Origin of the sequence: Clostridium sp. AF32-12BH (assembly GCF_003477935.1) — a bacterium.
GTDB lineage: Bacteria > Bacillota > Clostridia > Lachnospirales > Lachnospiraceae > Brotaphodocola.
In genome coordinates, this window is the sequence record NZ_QUEH01000002.1 from 1 (window position 1) to 15426 (window position 15426).

Annotated in this window: 15 protein-coding genes and 2 pseudogenes; 12 read left to right on the forward strand and 5 right to left on the reverse strand. The window is 41.3% G+C overall.

Annotated elements, in window-relative coordinates; genetic code table 11:
* Positions 1-113 precede the first annotated feature (113 nt).
* The 8 genes and pseudogenes from DWZ40_RS01520 to DWZ40_RS19335 all read left to right on the forward strand — a co-directional run bounded on the left by DWZ40_RS01520 (position 114) and on the right by DWZ40_RS19335 (position 7313).
* Complete coding sequence (locus DWZ40_RS01520; protein WP_055247949.1) at positions 114-656, forward strand: hypothetical protein; 543 nt, start codon at positions 114-116, stop codon at positions 654-656.
* A gap of 120 nt (positions 657-776) precedes the next feature.
* A complete protein-coding gene (locus DWZ40_RS01525; RefSeq protein ID WP_055247951.1) occupies positions 777-1538 on the forward strand; it encodes a hypothetical protein in 762 nt (253 codons plus the stop codon).
* Positions 1539-1638: 100 nt separating this feature from the next.
* Complete coding sequence (locus DWZ40_RS01530) at positions 1639-1986, forward strand: RNA methyltransferase (RefSeq protein ID WP_118540398.1); 348 nt, start codon at positions 1639-1641, stop codon at positions 1984-1986.
* Positions 1987-2086: 100 nt separating this feature from the next.
* The gene (locus tag DWZ40_RS01535; RefSeq protein ID WP_118540399.1) at positions 2087-3385 is read left to right on the forward strand and encodes a hypothetical protein; all 1299 of its coding nucleotides are present in this window, start codon (positions 2087-2089) and stop codon (positions 3383-3385) included.
* 93 nt (positions 3386-3478) lie between these two features.
* Positions 3479-3658 carry a hypothetical protein gene (locus tag DWZ40_RS19955; protein WP_006857231.1) on the forward strand — a complete coding sequence of 60 codons (180 nt, stop codon included), beginning with the start codon at positions 3479-3481 and terminating at the stop codon, positions 3656-3658.
* A gap of 125 nt (positions 3659-3783) precedes the next feature.
* A pseudogene (locus DWZ40_RS19730) lies at positions 3784-4341 on the forward strand (AAA family ATPase); the annotation flags it as partial.
* Between the two features lie 6 nt (positions 4342-4347).
* On the forward strand, positions 4348-6648 hold the full coding sequence (locus DWZ40_RS01545; RefSeq protein WP_347560031.1) for an AAA domain-containing protein: 2301 nt from the start codon (positions 4348-4350) through the stop codon (positions 6646-6648).
* A 332-nt stretch (positions 6649-6980) separates the two neighbouring features.
* Entirely contained in the window at positions 6981-7313 is a 333-nt protein-coding gene (locus DWZ40_RS19335; protein ID WP_207664482.1) for a hypothetical protein, read from the forward strand.
* Between the two features lie 23 nt (positions 7314-7336).
* Here the strand turns inward: DWZ40_RS19335 and DWZ40_RS01550 are convergent.
* The 5 genes and pseudogenes from DWZ40_RS01550 to DWZ40_RS01575 form a co-directional block, all read right to left on the reverse strand.
* A pseudogene (locus tag DWZ40_RS01550) lies at positions 7337-8521 on the reverse strand (recombinase family protein); the annotation flags it as partial.
* 32 nt (positions 8522-8553) lie between these two features.
* On the reverse strand, positions 8554-8745 hold the full coding sequence (locus DWZ40_RS01555) for a hypothetical protein (protein ID WP_118540401.1): 192 nt from the start codon (positions 8743-8745) through the stop codon (positions 8554-8556).
* Positions 8746-8815: 70 nt separating this feature from the next.
* Positions 8816-9757, reverse strand: coding sequence for a MobV family relaxase (gene mobV / locus DWZ40_RS01560; RefSeq protein WP_118540402.1), 942 nt, complete (start codon positions 9755-9757; stop codon positions 8816-8818).
* A gap of 185 nt (positions 9758-9942) precedes the next feature.
* Positions 9943-10338: a replication initiator protein A gene (locus DWZ40_RS01570; RefSeq protein WP_118540403.1), complete on the reverse strand. Its 396-nt coding sequence runs from the start codon at positions 10336-10338 to the stop codon at positions 9943-9945.
* A 111-nt stretch (positions 10339-10449) separates the two neighbouring features.
* Positions 10450-10863: a cysteine-rich VLP domain-containing protein gene (locus DWZ40_RS01575; RefSeq protein ID WP_118540404.1), complete on the reverse strand. Its 414-nt coding sequence runs from the start codon at positions 10861-10863 to the stop codon at positions 10450-10452.
* A gap of 331 nt (positions 10864-11194) precedes the next feature.
* On the opposite strand from DWZ40_RS01575, the gene DWZ40_RS01580 reads away from it, so the two are divergent.
* The 4 genes from DWZ40_RS01580 (at position 11195) to DWZ40_RS01600 (ending at position 15426) form a co-directional block, all read left to right on the forward strand.
* Positions 11195-11995 carry a helix-turn-helix transcriptional regulator gene (locus DWZ40_RS01580; RefSeq protein WP_117558679.1) on the forward strand — a complete coding sequence of 267 codons (801 nt, stop codon included), beginning with the start codon at positions 11195-11197 and terminating at the stop codon, positions 11993-11995.
* 46 nt (positions 11996-12041) lie between these two features.
* Positions 12042-13514: a glycoside hydrolase family 3 N-terminal domain-containing protein gene (locus DWZ40_RS01585; protein WP_227589721.1), complete on the forward strand. Its 1473-nt coding sequence runs from the start codon at positions 12042-12044 to the stop codon at positions 13512-13514.
* 1068 nt (positions 13515-14582) lie between these two features.
* Positions 14583-15035, forward strand: a complete 453-nt coding sequence (locus DWZ40_RS01595; protein ID WP_118540405.1) for a DUF4869 domain-containing protein — start codon at positions 14583-14585, stop codon at positions 15033-15035.
* A complete protein-coding gene (locus DWZ40_RS01600; protein WP_118540406.1) occupies positions 15025-15426 on the forward strand; it encodes an ATPase in 402 nt (133 codons plus the stop codon). The genes DWZ40_RS01595 and DWZ40_RS01600 overlap by 11 nt, the downstream gene beginning before the upstream one ends.

Below are 15426 nucleotides of genomic sequence, written 5' to 3' on the forward strand. Positions count from 1 at the left end.
GATGCTCCTAATGCGGTAGAAGAATTGAAACAGCCGAGGAAGCATCCGACAGCGGAGAAAGTGGAAGCGATAAAGGATGCATTAAGATATTTTGAAATTATGGAGGAGATTTAATGAGTAGTTCTATCTTTTTGAGTTATCCAAGACCATTTAAAAAAAGGCAAGAAGAATTTATTGAAAGAATAATTCATTATTTTGAAGAAAGAGAGTTACAACCAAGAACGTTAGGGGTGACAGATTATGATATGGATGCGCCATTAACAGCAATAAGAAGGTTGATGTTAGAATCAAATGGATTAGTAACAATAGCGTTTAGAAGAAGTTTAATTAAACAAGGAACAGGGAAACCGATTAGTGATATTGGCGAGGAGGAGTATGATTTATCCAATAAATGGTTAACTAGTCCATATTGTCAAATTGAACCGGCTATGGCTTTCCAATTGGGATTGCCTGTTTTAATACTGAGAGAGAAAGGGGTTATTGCAGAAGGAATATTAGAAAAGGGTGTTCTTGGGGTGTATATGCCAGAATTTGATTTGAATTGCAATTTAGATGATTATTTTAAATCTAAAGAATGGATACAAATAATTCAAAAGTGGGAAGGTTATGTCAGAAAAGTTGTGGATAACAAAGGGAAACCTCCTATGCTGTATTAAATGTTGTTTATGCAGTAGTCTATTACACAAACGGAATGGATGTTGTATTTTAAAATATCAGATAAATAGGACGGTTGTAGAGAAAAGCTGGTAAATAAAAAAACAAAGGAGAATATTTACATGGTAGAATGGATTATAAGTAATAAAGAATGGATATTTAGTGGCTTAGGTATAGCTATTATATCAGCTTTCTTTGCAATATTAAAAACAAAAACTCCTAAAGGTGGTGAGGGAAATCTTAATGTTAGTGGAGATAAAAATGTTATCGGGGATGGAAACATTCTTCAAATTACAAATCTTACAGAAGAAAAACAACAATCAAATATAAAAATAGTAGATATCTCTTTAAATGAAGATAAAGAATTTATTGTTGATATAAAATTGAGAAACATTGGAGACCAAGTAGCCTATATAAAAGAGATATCATTCGATATATTAGATTACTATAATATGATCAATCCGCAAATGACCCATTATCAATTGGTAGAATCCTCTCATACTTATGATGTGGTTTTAGGGAAAGAGAAACAACAAGTATTTAATGTTTCACAAAGTATAGGTGCAAATGAAGTCGATAGATTTCAGGTGAAGCTTGCAAGTTCTATAGCAGAAACGCGTATGGTTACGATTTATTACTTAACATTATCGATTATATATGATGAAGATAACAAAGTAGTAAAATCAGAGAAATATCTTTGGGCTGTTCCATCTATTAGTGAATATGCAGCATGTTACATAAGCCATACCAGCATGGAAATTGCGAAGAAAAATTATTTAGAATTAAAGAAAATGAATAACTACGATGCAATTAAAAGCAATCATTTTATAAGTATTCTTAAGAGTTATGAAGAGAATAAGTCAGATTTTTTGATTAAACATTAAGGATAAATGTAGTAGGTTATTGATTACTGCTATTCATATTATAAAGATAATTATATTTTTTCTGTTGATTTGTGGGGATATGTCTTAAAATGACACGCATGTGGAGACGGTAGTACTGCTTTCCCACAAAAAGCCAGACGGACATATCAACGTAAAAGTTGAGTTTGGTGAGGGTGAGGGAAAAGTTCCGCTTGATAATATCGCTAAAAGAGCCGAAAGCTATAAGCCCAAAGAACGAGTGACCTACAAAATGATAAAGGAGTACATAGAAGCTAAATACGGCTTCAAAGTACATACCGCATATATCGCAGAGGTAAAGAGAGATTTAGGCTTGCCAATGTATGATGCTCCTAATGCGGTAGAAGAATTGAAACAGCCGAGGAAACATCCGACAGCGGAGAAAGTGGAAGCGATAAAGGATGCATTGAAGCATTTTGAAGTGATTTAATAATGGTGAGCGTATCATTAAAAATAGTGGTACGCTTTTCTTTAAAATATTTGGGAAGCAATATATAAGTGCTGAATATGCTTGAAAGGAGGAAAATGGAGTGAACCGTATTACAGAAATAACAAAGCGAGATATTTTAGATTTATTTCAGAATGGATTAGAGATAGACGAATTTTTTCAAACCCGAACCGTTACTTATAATTATTATGGTCGCCTTGAAGAAATAGATTTTCTTAAAAGATTATATGATTTGGAGAGAATGCCAAGTTTTGATTCAAGATTTGCAAATGCAGAACAGGATATTTGGCAACATACAGTGAATAATGATGATTATCCATACTGCTGGGTTTTTGAAGACAAAAGATTCAATTTACAAGATGGTAGTGATGAAGTATATTTAAAATTTCTTTGCGAAGTATTTCACCCTGCTGTTCGATATGATAAGGGATATTGGAAAGGATTTTTAGTGGCAACTAACAAGCTATTACAAAATGACGGTTATGAGATTTACCCTGCTGAGAAAATATCCAATCGTGATGTTTATGGATGGAGAATATATCAGCAAGAAGATAATACGTTGTTTATTCCATATTCTCAACGAAATGCAAAGGACATAAAAGCAAAAAAGATAGTATTGTCCATAAAGCGGAAAGCGAGAAATCAAATTTATCAGTTTCTGGAGCGATATAATATCGTATATCAAGCGACTGACGAAACGGGATGGAATTATAATACAACAGTAGCTGAGGATGTTTTCAATGAAATAAGGCAATTTTATGTGCCAAAGTGTTATAATGATAAAAAAGAATATGTTGAAACTGCTGATTTGCAAGCATTCATACTTTCTAATTCTCCATTTTGCGTGTTGGACGCAATAGAGTTTTTTGCGAAACATAGTATCTCAGATGACTTTGAACCACAGATTAATGCTATATTAAAACTGAATGAGATACCGTTTCAGCTTTCCAAGGGAAAGCTAATGAATACATTTGATACCCAGATAAATAAAAATTCATTAGTGTCTGTTCAAGAAGTAGGACTGAAAGAGTTATTACAAGAGGCTTCAAAATATTATGATGAAAACAATTTGCAAATTGCAGTGGAGAAACTTTGGGATGCATTTGAGAGACTAAAGACATATTACTGCTCATCGACTGTAGATAAAAAGAAATCGGTTAATAAGATTATAATGGATATGGGTAATAATCAACAGCCGTTTTTAGAATTATTTGAAAAGGAATTTCATGAGCTTACCATACTTGGCAATAATTTTAGAATTCGACACCATGAAACAACAAAAACGGATATTCAGGATAAAAGGCATTATGAATATTTTTATAAACGTTGCCTGTCTTTAATTTCAACCGCAATCCAGTATTTAGATGGAAGAAATTTATGATAGGAATGAGTTTTTATCAAAATCTCCCAGTTATAGATTTGTATATTATTTTTCCGAAACTTATAATGAAGCTAAAGATGTGAAGGTGTGCTTATGAGAGAGAAATTTAATCATCTATATTTGGATAGCCACGAAAGAAAACTTTTGATACATAGCCTTGTAGAGTTAAAAAATCAACTTATTCAGCAAGGCAGATATACGGATTGTATTGACGAGCTTATTTTTAAGGTCATAAATGCACCGACCAAGAGAATGAAAATTGAATATGTCTAAGGCAGATTACAAAGCCGCTTATTCTTATTGATTTTAAGAGTAGGCGGCTTTTTTGCGTTCTCTGGTACTGTTTACATAGCCACCTTGACAAAGTGGCTAAATCTATGTGAAAGGAGGACGCATCTATGTCAAATTGCAAAGTAATTGCTCTGACTAACCAGAAAGGTGGTGTCGGAAAAACAACCACAGCGGTCAATCTGGGTGTAAGTCTGGTGCAGCAGGGTAAAAAAGTCCTGCTGATTGATGCCGATGCACAGGCAAATCTCACGATGGCTCTGGGTTATAACAGACCAGACGATATTCCCATAACGCTCTCTACTGTGATGCAGAACATCATAGACGATAAAACGCTTGATGTTTCACAGGGTATTATCCACCACAGCGAGGGCGTTGACCTACTTCCGTCAAACATTGAGCTGTCGGGCTTTGAGGTAAGGCTAATCAATGCAATGAACCGTGAGCGTGTGCTGAAAACCTATGTCAATGAGGTTAAAAAGAATTACGATTATGTGCTTATTGATTGTATGCCGAGCTTAGGCATGATAACCATCAATGCTCTGGCGGCGGCTGACAGTGTAATTATCCCGACACAGCCCCACTATCTCTCGGCTAAAGGTCTGGAGCTTTTGCTTCGCTCCGTATCAAGGGTCAAGCGGCAAATCAACCCAAAGCTGCGGATAGATGTTTATCTGCGAAGTGTTTACCGCGAACTGATTCTGTCTGTCATTGAAACAGAGCCGGTATTGAATGAATTTACCGGAATAGGCTTTCATGAGAAAATTGCCCAGTTTAAAAAGATGGATCAGGAATTTATGGAATTGACCAAGGCAGAGATGTTCCATAAACTGACACATCAGCTTCCACGATCCGGAGATTCGGTGGAAGTCAGCAAAGAACTCAATATTTTACGCCGGGCTATCAGCAGCAATGGACGTGGAATCTCAGTCCGGAGTCTTTTTGAGCAGATTCTGCATATCCTGCCACGGCTTTGTCCTTGTATGCTTATGAGTCCAATATCCGCGGCACAGTATCTGAGGGCAGAAAACAATCTTGTGGATATTGTGATTTTTGATGAAGCTTCACAGCTTCCGACCTGTAAGGCCATTGGGGTTCTGGCACGTGGAACAAATGCCGTGATCGTAGGTGATTCATATCAGATGCCGCCTACCAGTTTCTTTGCGGGTAATACCGTTGATGAAGATAATCTGGATCTGGAAGATCTGGATAGTATTCTGGATGACTGTCTTGCGCTTGGAATGCCGTCAGCCTATTTGCACTGGCATTACCGGAGCCGTCATGAGAGTTTGATTGCTTTCAGCAACCGGGAATTTTACGAAAACTCCATGCTCACGTTCCCATCTGTAAATGATCGGGAAAAAAGGGTACGGATGGTTCGAACAGATGACTTCTTTGATCGCGGAAAAGGCCGGGTAAATGAAGGGGAAGCGCAGGCAATTATCCGGGAGATCCGCAGCCGTTATGAGGATCCGATGCGCACAAAACAGACGATCGGCGTTGTAACGTTCAATATCAGCCAACAGACTTTGATCGAAGATCTTTTGCAGGCAGAATTTCAAAAGGATGCGGCATTTGACCAGTGGGCGAATACAGGAGAAGAACCGCTGTTTGTGAAAAATCTGGAAAATGTGCAGGGCGACGAGCGGAATATCATTTTATTTTCCATCGCCTTTGGTCCAGACGCAGAAGGAAAACTTTCCCTGAATTTCGGACCGTTAAACAAAGAGGGAGGCTGGAAACGCCTGAATGTGGCGGTATCCCGTGCGCGTTATGAGATGGTGGCATTTACAACCATGACCTCTGATATGATTGATTTGAGACGGACAAAATCCAAAGGAGTAGAGGCACTGAAGGATTTTCTGGAGTTTGCGCAGAAAGGCCGGCTTCAGGGAGAATATGTGGAGACACATCTTCAGAAAAATCAGGGAATTTTAGAACACGTATGTCAGGCTATCAAAGAAGCCGGATATCAGTATCAGAAATCCGTTGGACATTCCAAATTCAAAATTGATATTGCAGTCATCAACCCGTATGAGCCGGAAGAATATCTGCTTGGTATTATGCTGGATGGAGAATCTTACAGGCAGTCATTGAATACCAAAGACAGGGAGGTTGCTCAGGCTAACGTTCTGACTGGGTTGGGGTGGGAACTGTACCGCATTTGGACAATGGACTGGTGGGACAATCGGGAAAGAGAATTGTCAAAATTGCGGGAAGTTCTGGAAGAAAAGAAGAAAGCTGCGGAGAAACGCTATCAGGAACATCAAAATTTGGAAGAGGAAGAAACTCTGAAAAAAGCAGAAACTCTGAAAAAAGCAGAATCTACACTGATACTTGAAACAGAGAATGTTTTGGAAAATGTTTCCGGGATAGAGATGGCTTCGGAGCCTGTTTCAAACCAGTCTCAGGAATCTGCTTTGGAGACTGTACCAAAGTCAGAACAGTCACAATCCGTAACGGATGATGCTGAACAGGAAGAACAGCAGATTTTGGATACAGAAACGCCGATTTCTTATGACCGTCTAGTGAAGAAAACTCTTCGGACATTTCATATCGTCAGATCCAGTCCTCAGACTTTGGAAGTTACAGACAAAGCCATGAAGAAGGTATCTGCACGTTTGAATAAACAGGCTGGAGTGAAATTTTACTGGAGAAAAGATCAAGATCCTGAGCGGTATGCCATATACCGGATAGATGAAAAAGGATCAGATAAACGATCCGTAGAAGAAATCTGTCAGCAGGAAATGAAAAATGCAGTATGTGTTGCACTGCAGGAGAAAGGAGTACAGTCAAAAGAAGAATTATTGCGGAATACAATCCGGGTTATGGGATATAGCAGAAGCAGTACAGCATTGTTGGCAGCTGCTGAACGCGGATTGAAATACGGGCGAAAAACCGGAGAAATTATAATGAATGAAGAAAAAAACTTTATTTTGAATCAGGATAATGAAATGGATTCTGGCAGAATGTAAGGTGAATTAGCCAGATTTTAGAAAATGATACCTGAATTCATCACAAAAAGGCATCGGCTGGGAGAAATCTCTGCCGATGTTTTTTTGCGATTAATTTTACAATATTACGATTGAAATTATCATCCACTACTTTGATTTAGGATAATGAAGATAGAAATACTGAGAGAAAATTATGATTTGGTGTCCTTTTTACGGGACATGCTAGGCAGTAAAATAACAATATCAAAAGAAGTATCAAGGAAGAAGTATCAAATAGAGATGAATCGAAAGAATAATGGCTATATTCAAAAGCCGGAAGGGATGACGCTATGAAGAATGAGAGAATCGTAAGTATGGGAACTAATTCGATGATTTATCATAAGCCAGGATGCAGATATATTGCAAAAATAAAACAACAGAATAAAATGTCTCTTCCTAAATCTGAGGCAAAGCGAGAGGGATATCATGTATGCAGATACTGCAATAGTATGAATCATCATATTCGGACTGAGCAGCAGCGGATTGAGTATTATTCAAAATATAAAAAGATGCAGTTCAATTACATAAATGGTATTTTATATGTCAAAACAGAAATCGGATGTTGGAAACTTGTATATGTGCGCAGAGAAGAAAAAATAGCTTTGTATCATAGAAAAGTACAGTTTACAAGGGACTACACAAGGTAGGTATCTGACGGGGGTTCCGCCCGTCAGATTTTCCATGTGATGTTCAAGCTGTCGCTTGTAGCGGCTGTGGTGGTAATCATCAAGTCCACCACCCGCCGCTTGTCGTCAAAGGATACATTCTCCCAAGTGTCGAGGTAGCCGGAAATTTGGCTGACCTGTTCCGGGCTGATGGCTTCCACCGTCAGCTCCGCTATCCTCGCCAGAAGTTCCTGCTTGCGCCCGTCCAGTTCCGCTATCTTCACATTCACATAGGAGAGCAGGACATTGTTTGCACCTGTCAGACTGTCCACCAGCTTTTCAATCTCGCTGTCCACATGGGCAAGCTCCACTTGCAGTACTGCAATTTTCGGGTTTGCCTTTGCCGCTTTCTTTCTGCCTGTCAGAGTCTTGTAGCTTGCCAGTTTCTTTACCATCTGCTGATAAACAACCGCTTCCAGCTCCGAAGTGATGATTTTCCCGCACCCGGCACAGCTTTTATTGTCCAGCCGTTTCGTACAGCGAAGGTATTGCTTGCCGGAGAAATTGAAGATACTCATAAGGGCATACCCGCAGTTCCCGCACTTGATTTTTCCAGCCAGCCATGTATGGGTGGCTTTCCGGGCAGACTGGATTTTCATGTTGTTCATCAGCTTCTTGCGGCAGGTCAGCCAGATGTCAGAGGGGACAATGCCCTCATGGGGAGCCAGTACCAGCATTTGGTCTTTCAAGTCGTTCTTTTTGCTGGGCTTCACATCCCGCCCTTGATACAGATAGCAGCCGTTCATGCCAGTAAAATCGGCAGCGTCATTGACAATGACCGTCCCTTGACTTTTGAAAAACTCATACACATCAAGGTCTGCCTGCACATAGACAGGATTGCGTAACATCTGCGCCAGCGTGGGGCGTATCAGCTCTTTGCCATGGAACAAAATCCCCTGTTCGGCAAAGTACCGGGTAATGTCCCCGTAGGAGGTTGTGGGCTGAGCATACATCTCAAACATCAGCCGGATATTTGCCGCTTCGTCTGGATTTACCACCAGCTTTTTTGTATTGATACCGTCCATCTTAATCGGCTCTGTATGGAAGCCGTAAGGGGCTTTCCCACCCATCTTGAAACATCGCTGGCTGCGGGAATAGTAAGCGTCCGTTACTCGCTTCTGTATGGTTTCCCTCTCAAGCTGGGCGAACACGATACAGATATTTAACATCGCCCGCCCCATCGGGGTGGAGCCCCGCAAATCAACGATGGCTTCGGAAAACCTTATGCCCCGGCTTCCTCACTCTGCCGTTTGTCGGCATACTTGCGGAACACCTCATAAAGCTGCTGTTCCAGCTCCCGGCGTTTTGCCGCTTCCTGCTTCGGCGTGAACACCGGGGAGAGATTTTCCAGCGTGATTTCCTTTCCCTGAAAAGTCACGACTTCGGTTTCTTTCTTGTATCTGATATGCTCCATGGTACCTCCGTATTTAATTTTCAAAGTGCAGTGCCGTCATACCGCGGCGTGAAATGTTTTCTGTCATCGATCACCGTTCCCTTATGTGCCGCTGCTGCCGTTTCAGTTCTGCCAGCACCTCCGGCGGGATACGGTCTACCAGCCGCTGAATGTCTTTCAGCTCGCTTTCCAGCTTTGCCCGTTCCATCGTATCTTTCATCTTGCCTTTTTCGCTGGCTTTGGCTCTGGCTTCCAACTGTTCATTTTCTGCCAAAAGGTCGTTTATCGTGACCTTGTATTTTTTGAGCTGTCCGGAGAAGTTCTCCATCTGCGGAAACCACTTTTTCAGCAGGGAGAGGGCTTCCTCTTTCTTCTTTCCGGCATTGAACGGGGTAATACCGTCCAGCGTGGCTTCAATGGCTCTTGCCTGTTTGGAGAGATTGACCGCCTGCTTAAACAAACGGGTGGGGATATGCTTCCTGCCTGTCTTGCTGGCACTTTCCCCACGCTCCAAGTCGGGATATTTCTCCACCATATAGGCGTGAAAATCGTCCTGCCATTTTGTGAGGTTGGCTCTATTCCCAATAATCTCCTTTGCACACAGGCGGTTGTCCTCTGTCAGCGGGACAAAGACCAAATGCAGGTGGGGCGTTTTCTCGTCCATGTGTACCACCGCCGACACGATATTTTCTTTCCCTACCCGCCCGATTAAGAAATCAGCCGCCCTCTGGAAAAACGCCTGTATCTCCTTTGGGGATTTTTTCTTGAAAAACTCCGGGCTGGCGGTTATCAGCGTATCGACAAAGCGTGTGCTATCCTTGCGGGTGCGGCATCCGGCTTGTTCAATGCGGCTCTGAATGAAATGGTAATAGCGGCTCTCCGGCTTGACGATATGGAAGTTGTATTTACTCCGGCTTGTGTCAATGTCGGGATTGCTGGCGTACTGTTCCTTTTGCCGTTCGTGATGGGCTTCCAGCGGTCTTGCCGGATTGCCTTTGTGTTTTTCAAATCGCAAGATTGCGTGTTGTGCCATGAAACTCCTTTCCCCATTCCGTTCTTTTCCGGGACTTTTCCACAGGAAAATCCCGCAGAAAATATCTCAGATAGGATAGGAATGGATAAGATATAAATAAAATCGTTTTAATCTCTGTATTTCTATATACCGTCCGGTTTTCGTACTTCAAGAGGATTGATTATCGTACTTGTGGAGTGCGGTTTTCAGTCCTCCGGCGTACCATAACTGGATTTCTTGAAGTCGGTGTTTGGAACCGCTTCATAGGATTTGGGGTAAATGCGGTTGGGTTTTCCACAGCCCTGCTTCTGGATCTCCACCAGTCCGGCATATTGTAGCTCCCGCAGGGTGTTGACCGCCTTCTGCCGCCCGCAGTGGAGCAGTTCCACTACCTCATTGATGGGATAGTAGAGGTAAATGCGCCCATATTCGTCCGCCCAGCCGTTTTTCCGGGACAGGTCTGTCCGGCGCAGGATAAAGGCGTACAGTACCTTTGCTTCGTTGGACAGGGGTGTGAATGTGGGGGCTTCAAAGAGGAAATTGGGAAGCCGGATAAAGCTGACCACCTTTTCCGGCTGATGGATATAAATGGTGTTTGTCATATCGTGTTTTGTGGACGGTTAGAAGCCTGTTTCCGGGGGCAGACGGTAGTTTCTATTGCCTACCCCTGTTCTGTGCTTGTAAAGCCTTGTAAATCAAGGACTTTTCAGCCCCTAACTGTCCACACAAGACCTCCTTTTCCGTTCACTTTCTGTTTTCTGCCGCCTGTGAACTCTGGCGGCGCAGTCGGGACAGTATTTCGCCCGGTTGGACTTTGGGACGAACACTCTGCCGCAGACCGCACAGCGTTTTAGCTCCTTATCCTGGAAAACCTCCGCTTCCAGCGTTCCGATTTGCGGCAAGACCGACCAGCGGAACCACTTGCAGCAGACCGAGAAAGAAATGGTCTGGGGGCAGGCGTGGATGTCTCCATCGTCAAGGAACATACAGTTCCCGTCCTCATAACAGCAGCACTCCCGGCGGATCAGGGCGTTTGCCTGTTTCCTCTGTGTCGGTGTCATGCGGTAAAGGGAGCCGTCCGGCTTGCGCTCTATGGGCGGCAGTTGTTTATATGGGTTCTCTCTCATGTGTTCCCTCCATTTTTCCTTTGCCGTTCTCCCCGAAAAGGCTTCCTGCCCCATTCCTGCGGCGTGTTCCAGCGTTGGCACGCTCCCCGGACTTCGGGACATTTTGTCCCGAAGTGGCTCGTTGCGGTGCTTCCCCTGCCGGGGTATTCCTTTTCGGATGGTCATTCATTTTTCAAGGTGCAGTTCATCGATGAACTACCCTAAGTCTACACGAAAAAAATGCAATTCCCGGAATCTTGCGAGAATTGCATTTTAGGGCAATATTCAATTTCAAAATTGCAGTTCTGCAATTTTCTTGTATAATGGGAAATAGGAAAAGGAGGTGCTGTGTATGGCTTTACCCGGAACACCCGGACAAAGGATTTCTGATTTGTGCAACGGCAATCATATTTCTCAAAAGCAACTTGCGGAGAAGATAGGCGTATCTGCTTCCCAGTTGAGCCGCATTGTCAGTGGGGAAACAAAGACGGTCAGCAGCGATATTCTCATAGGCGTGGCAAAGGAATTTAAGGTATCAACGGACTACATATTAGGCTTGTCCACCTTGAGTGTCCGTAAAAGTTATGATATTTCTGAATTAGGATTGTCCGAGGGAGCTGTGAGAGGGCTTGTGGCAGGTACAGTCGATGTGCAAATCCTTAACCGTCTGTTGGAACACAGGAACTTCCCGAAACTGATGGATTTGATACGGATTTATTTTCAAGACACAGCGGCAAAGGGTATCATGGCACGAAATCAGCTGATTGAACTGGCAACGGCTTCCTTGTCCGATCTGATGAAAGAACACCCGGAACATCGGGCAGAAGCAAAACAGGATTTGCAACTTCTGAACGCACAGAAGATGGGAGAACATGAAGCGGAAATTGAAAAAATCAAGAATGTATTTCTTGCTATCCTGCGAGATATTAAGAAAGATATGGACAACAGAGAACAGCCAGGAGAAGCTGTGACCGCCGCTATGTTCCAAACCATGCAGGAAACCATGAAAGACCACCAGCAGGAGCTGCTTTCTATGGACGATGTAACTGCTATGATTGCCGGACAGATTGGGAAGTTTCTTCCGATGGACGAGGAAACGGCGGAACAGTTCCGGCAGTTAGCAAAGAGGATGATGGAGCAGGTAGGAAAATAATTGCAGAAAAATATATGTAGTTTTATAAAACAATCAGGAGGATTACATGAGACGGGTAAAAAAAGAAAAAAGGAATAAAGTGCTTATTTTTAGTGTGATTATCTTGCTTCTTGTATGTGCAGGCATTGCGATAGCCAGTTTGCATAAAGTAAATAATATTTTGTTGGAAAACTCGTCTGAGGCAACAATAGAAATTATTGGAAATTCAAGTACAACTGAACCTGCACAAGAGCTTCGAGGAACTGTAAAAGATGCAACAATGAATACTCTAACTGTTCAAGGTGAGGATAATCGTGAATATTATTTTGGAACAGAAGGTGTAAATATTTCAACTGGTGAGACAGGAATAGTGATTGGGAATCCAGTGACAGTTTCATATCATGGCAAATTGGATTTGAATGCATCTGTACAAGAGGTTGAATTACTTTCCATTACGGTTACGGATTCCAGTTTGAATACCGAAAATCCTGAACCAACAACTGGTGAAACAGAGCCAAGTCCCCCTTCTGCTTCCGTGACACAGAAAGCACAAGAAATTCTAAATGCAATGACGCTGGAAGAAAAAGTTGGACAGATGTTTATTGCACGCTGTCCCGAAATAAATAGCGTACAGAAGGTAAAGGAGTATAATCTTGGAGGTTATATTCTTTTTAGCCGAGACTTTTCTGGAAAAACAAGAGATGAAATTATCCAGAATATTCAAAGTTACCAAAGTGCAGCAAAAATCCCCATGTTTATCGGAGTAGATGAAGAAGGCGGCACTGTCAACCGTGTTAGCACAAACCCTAATTTGCGAGCTGTGCCTTTCTGGTCCCCTCAAGAACTCTATGCTGAAGGTGGCTTTGATTTGATTCAAAGTGACACACAAGAAAAATGTGAATTATTGAATAGTTTGGGGATTAATTTGAACTTTGCCCCAATCTGCGATGTTTCGCAAAATCCAGAGGATTTTATTTATGACCGGAGTTTTGGACAGAACGCAGAGCAAACTGCCGCTTATGTCCACTTAGTTGTGCAAACCATGTTTCAAGAAGGTATGGGGAGCGTCCTAAAGCATTTCCCCGGGTACGGAAATAATGTGGATACACATACAGGTATTGCTTATGATAATCGCACCTATGAAACATTTTTGAACTCAGATTTCTTGCCGTTTCAAGCAGGAATTGATTCTGGAGCCAATATGGTATTAGTTTCTCATAATGTGGTATCCTGCATGGATAGTCAAACCCCTGCTTCGCTGTCTTCACAGGTACACAAAATCCTGCGGGAAGAATTAAAATTTACTGGAGTTATTATTACAGATGACTTAGCTATGGATGGTGTGCGCAATTTTGCAGAAGACACAAAAATTGCAGTTCAAGCTGTGAAGGCAGGAAATGATATGTTATGCTGCACAGATTTTGAGGTGCAAATTCCAGCCATACTTGAAGCAGTCAAACAGGGAGAAATTACAGAGGAACGAATCGATGAATCTGTTTTACGCATATTAGAATTAAAAATTTCACTTGGGATAATATAAAGGTTTATTTACAAATAGTCTAAAATTTCAGTTTTTACGGGAGTGTGTCCACAAGTTCGGTGTAGAACGAGGAACGGGGACTTTCATATACGCCCCGTCTGCTGATGAAACCAGTCCTGCGCTTGCGGCTCCACGTCACGCAATCACAACCCTGTTTTCCTGCTGCTTCAAACGCCTTTGCCCTCCCCGGCGGCAACCTTATTTTCGCAGCAACGCCGACAGAGCGTATAACACACTACACTTTGCAAGCAAAGTCGTGTGCCAAGGGGCAAGCCCCTTTGGAAACCCCGGACAACAAAACAGGCTGAATATCTCGCACTTTCCCGGTGCTTGATACTCAGCCTTTATTTGTTGTCAGCAGCCCCCGTTTCGTGGTCTGCGTGTAGTTCCTTGTAAACTGACCTAATGAACACGATAAATACAAAGCGGCTCTTGAACGCGGCGAAAAGATAACAAAGTTTTCCAGTAAAAAGTACGAAAGACATGAAGCAAAAGCTCAAAGAAAACGTGAAAACAGAAGAGTTGATTATCTATTCAGAATGCTTGAGAGAGAAAATTCAGGTTATAAAGAATTATCATATTGTTAAGAAAATCAATGAAAGTGTCTAGTGCGAATTGGAAGCACACATAAGATCAGAGTTGGATTCGCACTGAAAAATTGCAGTGTTTTTATAAGGTTGACAGCACTGTGTAAAAATAATAAGATTATTTTGTGAGGTTCGTTATAAATGTTATGATGGGCGAATAATTGTGCATATGTGGAGTCACTTCCTTCGCGGAAGTGTGGATTGAAATATCATATTGGGTGATAACCGAAATTTATATATTGACGGCTTGAAACAATACAGAAAAGAACAGAAAACAGATATATTAGTGTCTTTCATGAAAAAAAGAAGCAGAGGTTTATTATCAGCAATGTGAATATTTCATGTAATACAGAAGCTAGAAAAGTGGTTGTAGGTTACGGCTGTATAGAGAATCGGTGTAAGGTATAAAAGAAAAATTCAGTAATTTAGCAAACCTCAAATTAGAGAGATGTTACGAATAAGAAAGAACAGGTGAATTGATATGATTGATATTTATACAGAAAAGAAATCGTCTCCCAATTGGATTCTAAAAAATGATCTTTATTTTAATTTAAATACCAGTAATGAAGAAATGACGGCACAGGATAAGAAGCTTATTTATCAGGTTGATGATGCAGTTTTAACAACAGATAAGCATATAGAAACAAAATATGGACTGGGAACCATCAGAAATTTATCTTCCGGCTGCAAGACTTTATTAAATATTGTAAAACATCCAGATAAAATAGTATGTGTTGAGGAATGTGGACCTAATGTTCTTAAATTGATATTTCAGATGGACAATATAAAAATTTGTATGTCACGACCAAGTTATGTTGAAATTCCAGACAAGGCTAAACTGTGTTTTAACAATAAAGATATAGTGACAGGCAATGCAGGGTATCAAGCCTGGTGGAGCAGAGAGTACGAAAGGAGAGAGGAAGATGATTTATAAAAACATTGCTTTTCAGGCAGCACCTTTTTTCTATAATTTGTCTTTCGATGACCGAATTACTCTTGTCGGAGGAGACAGTGGAACAGGAAAAACAGTTCTCTATGAGATCCTTGAAGATTTGAAACTGACAGATGAGTATCATGCTATTAAGCTATTTAATTATAAATCGGAAAATATTCTGGAGGATCTTAAAAAGTGCAGAAATAGTTTTGTTGTGATTGATAATGCCGACATTTTGATCACTAATGATATCCGAAAATTTATTAATTTCGAATTTTCAAATCAATATATGCTCTTTTTGAGAAATTGTGATGGTTTAAATGTTTCAGATAAAAGTTTCAAAGTGCTAAAATTGAAGGATAATAAGATAACACTGGAAGAGGAAGTGTGA

What these genes read in the sequence shown, in the direction of transcription:
- DWZ40_RS01520 (WP_055247949.1), top strand. Translation starts at nt 114, where the DNA reads ATGAGTAGTTCTATCTTTTTGAGTTATCCAAGACCATTTAAAAAAAGG.
- DWZ40_RS01525 (WP_055247951.1), top strand. Translation starts at nt 777, where the DNA reads ATGGTAGAATGGATTATAAGTAATAAAGAATGGATATTTAGTGGCTTA.
- DWZ40_RS19955 (WP_006857231.1), top strand. Translation starts at nt 3,479, where the DNA reads ATGAGAGAGAAATTTAATCATCTATATTTGGATAGCCACGAAAGAAAA.
- DWZ40_RS19335 (WP_207664482.1), top strand. Translation starts at nt 6,981, where the DNA reads ATGGGAACTAATTCGATGATTTATCATAAGCCAGGATGCAGATATATT.
- DWZ40_RS01555 (WP_118540401.1), bottom strand. Translation starts at nt 8,745, where the DNA reads ATGGAGCATATCAGATACAAGAAAGAAACCGAAGTCGTGACTTTTCAG.
- mobV (WP_118540402.1), bottom strand. Translation starts at nt 9,757, where the DNA reads ATGGCACAACACGCAATCTTGCGATTTGAAAAACACAAAGGCAATCCG.
- DWZ40_RS01570 (WP_118540403.1), bottom strand. Translation starts at nt 10,338, where the DNA reads ATGACAAACACCATTTATATCCATCAGCCGGAAAAGGTGGTCAGCTTT.
- DWZ40_RS01575 (WP_118540404.1), bottom strand. Translation starts at nt 10,863, where the DNA reads ATGAGAGAGAACCCATATAAACAACTGCCGCCCATAGAGCGCAAGCCG.
- DWZ40_RS01580 (WP_117558679.1), top strand. Translation starts at nt 11,195, where the DNA reads ATGGCTTTACCCGGAACACCCGGACAAAGGATTTCTGATTTGTGCAAC.
- DWZ40_RS01585 (WP_227589721.1), top strand. Translation starts at nt 12,042, where the DNA reads ATGAGACGGGTAAAAAAAGAAAAAAGGAATAAAGTGCTTATTTTTAGT.
- DWZ40_RS01595 (WP_118540405.1), top strand. Translation starts at nt 14,583, where the DNA reads ATGATTGATATTTATACAGAAAAGAAATCGTCTCCCAATTGGATTCTA.
- DWZ40_RS01600 (WP_118540406.1), top strand. Translation starts at nt 15,025, where the DNA reads ATGATTTATAAAAACATTGCTTTTCAGGCAGCACCTTTTTTCTATAAT.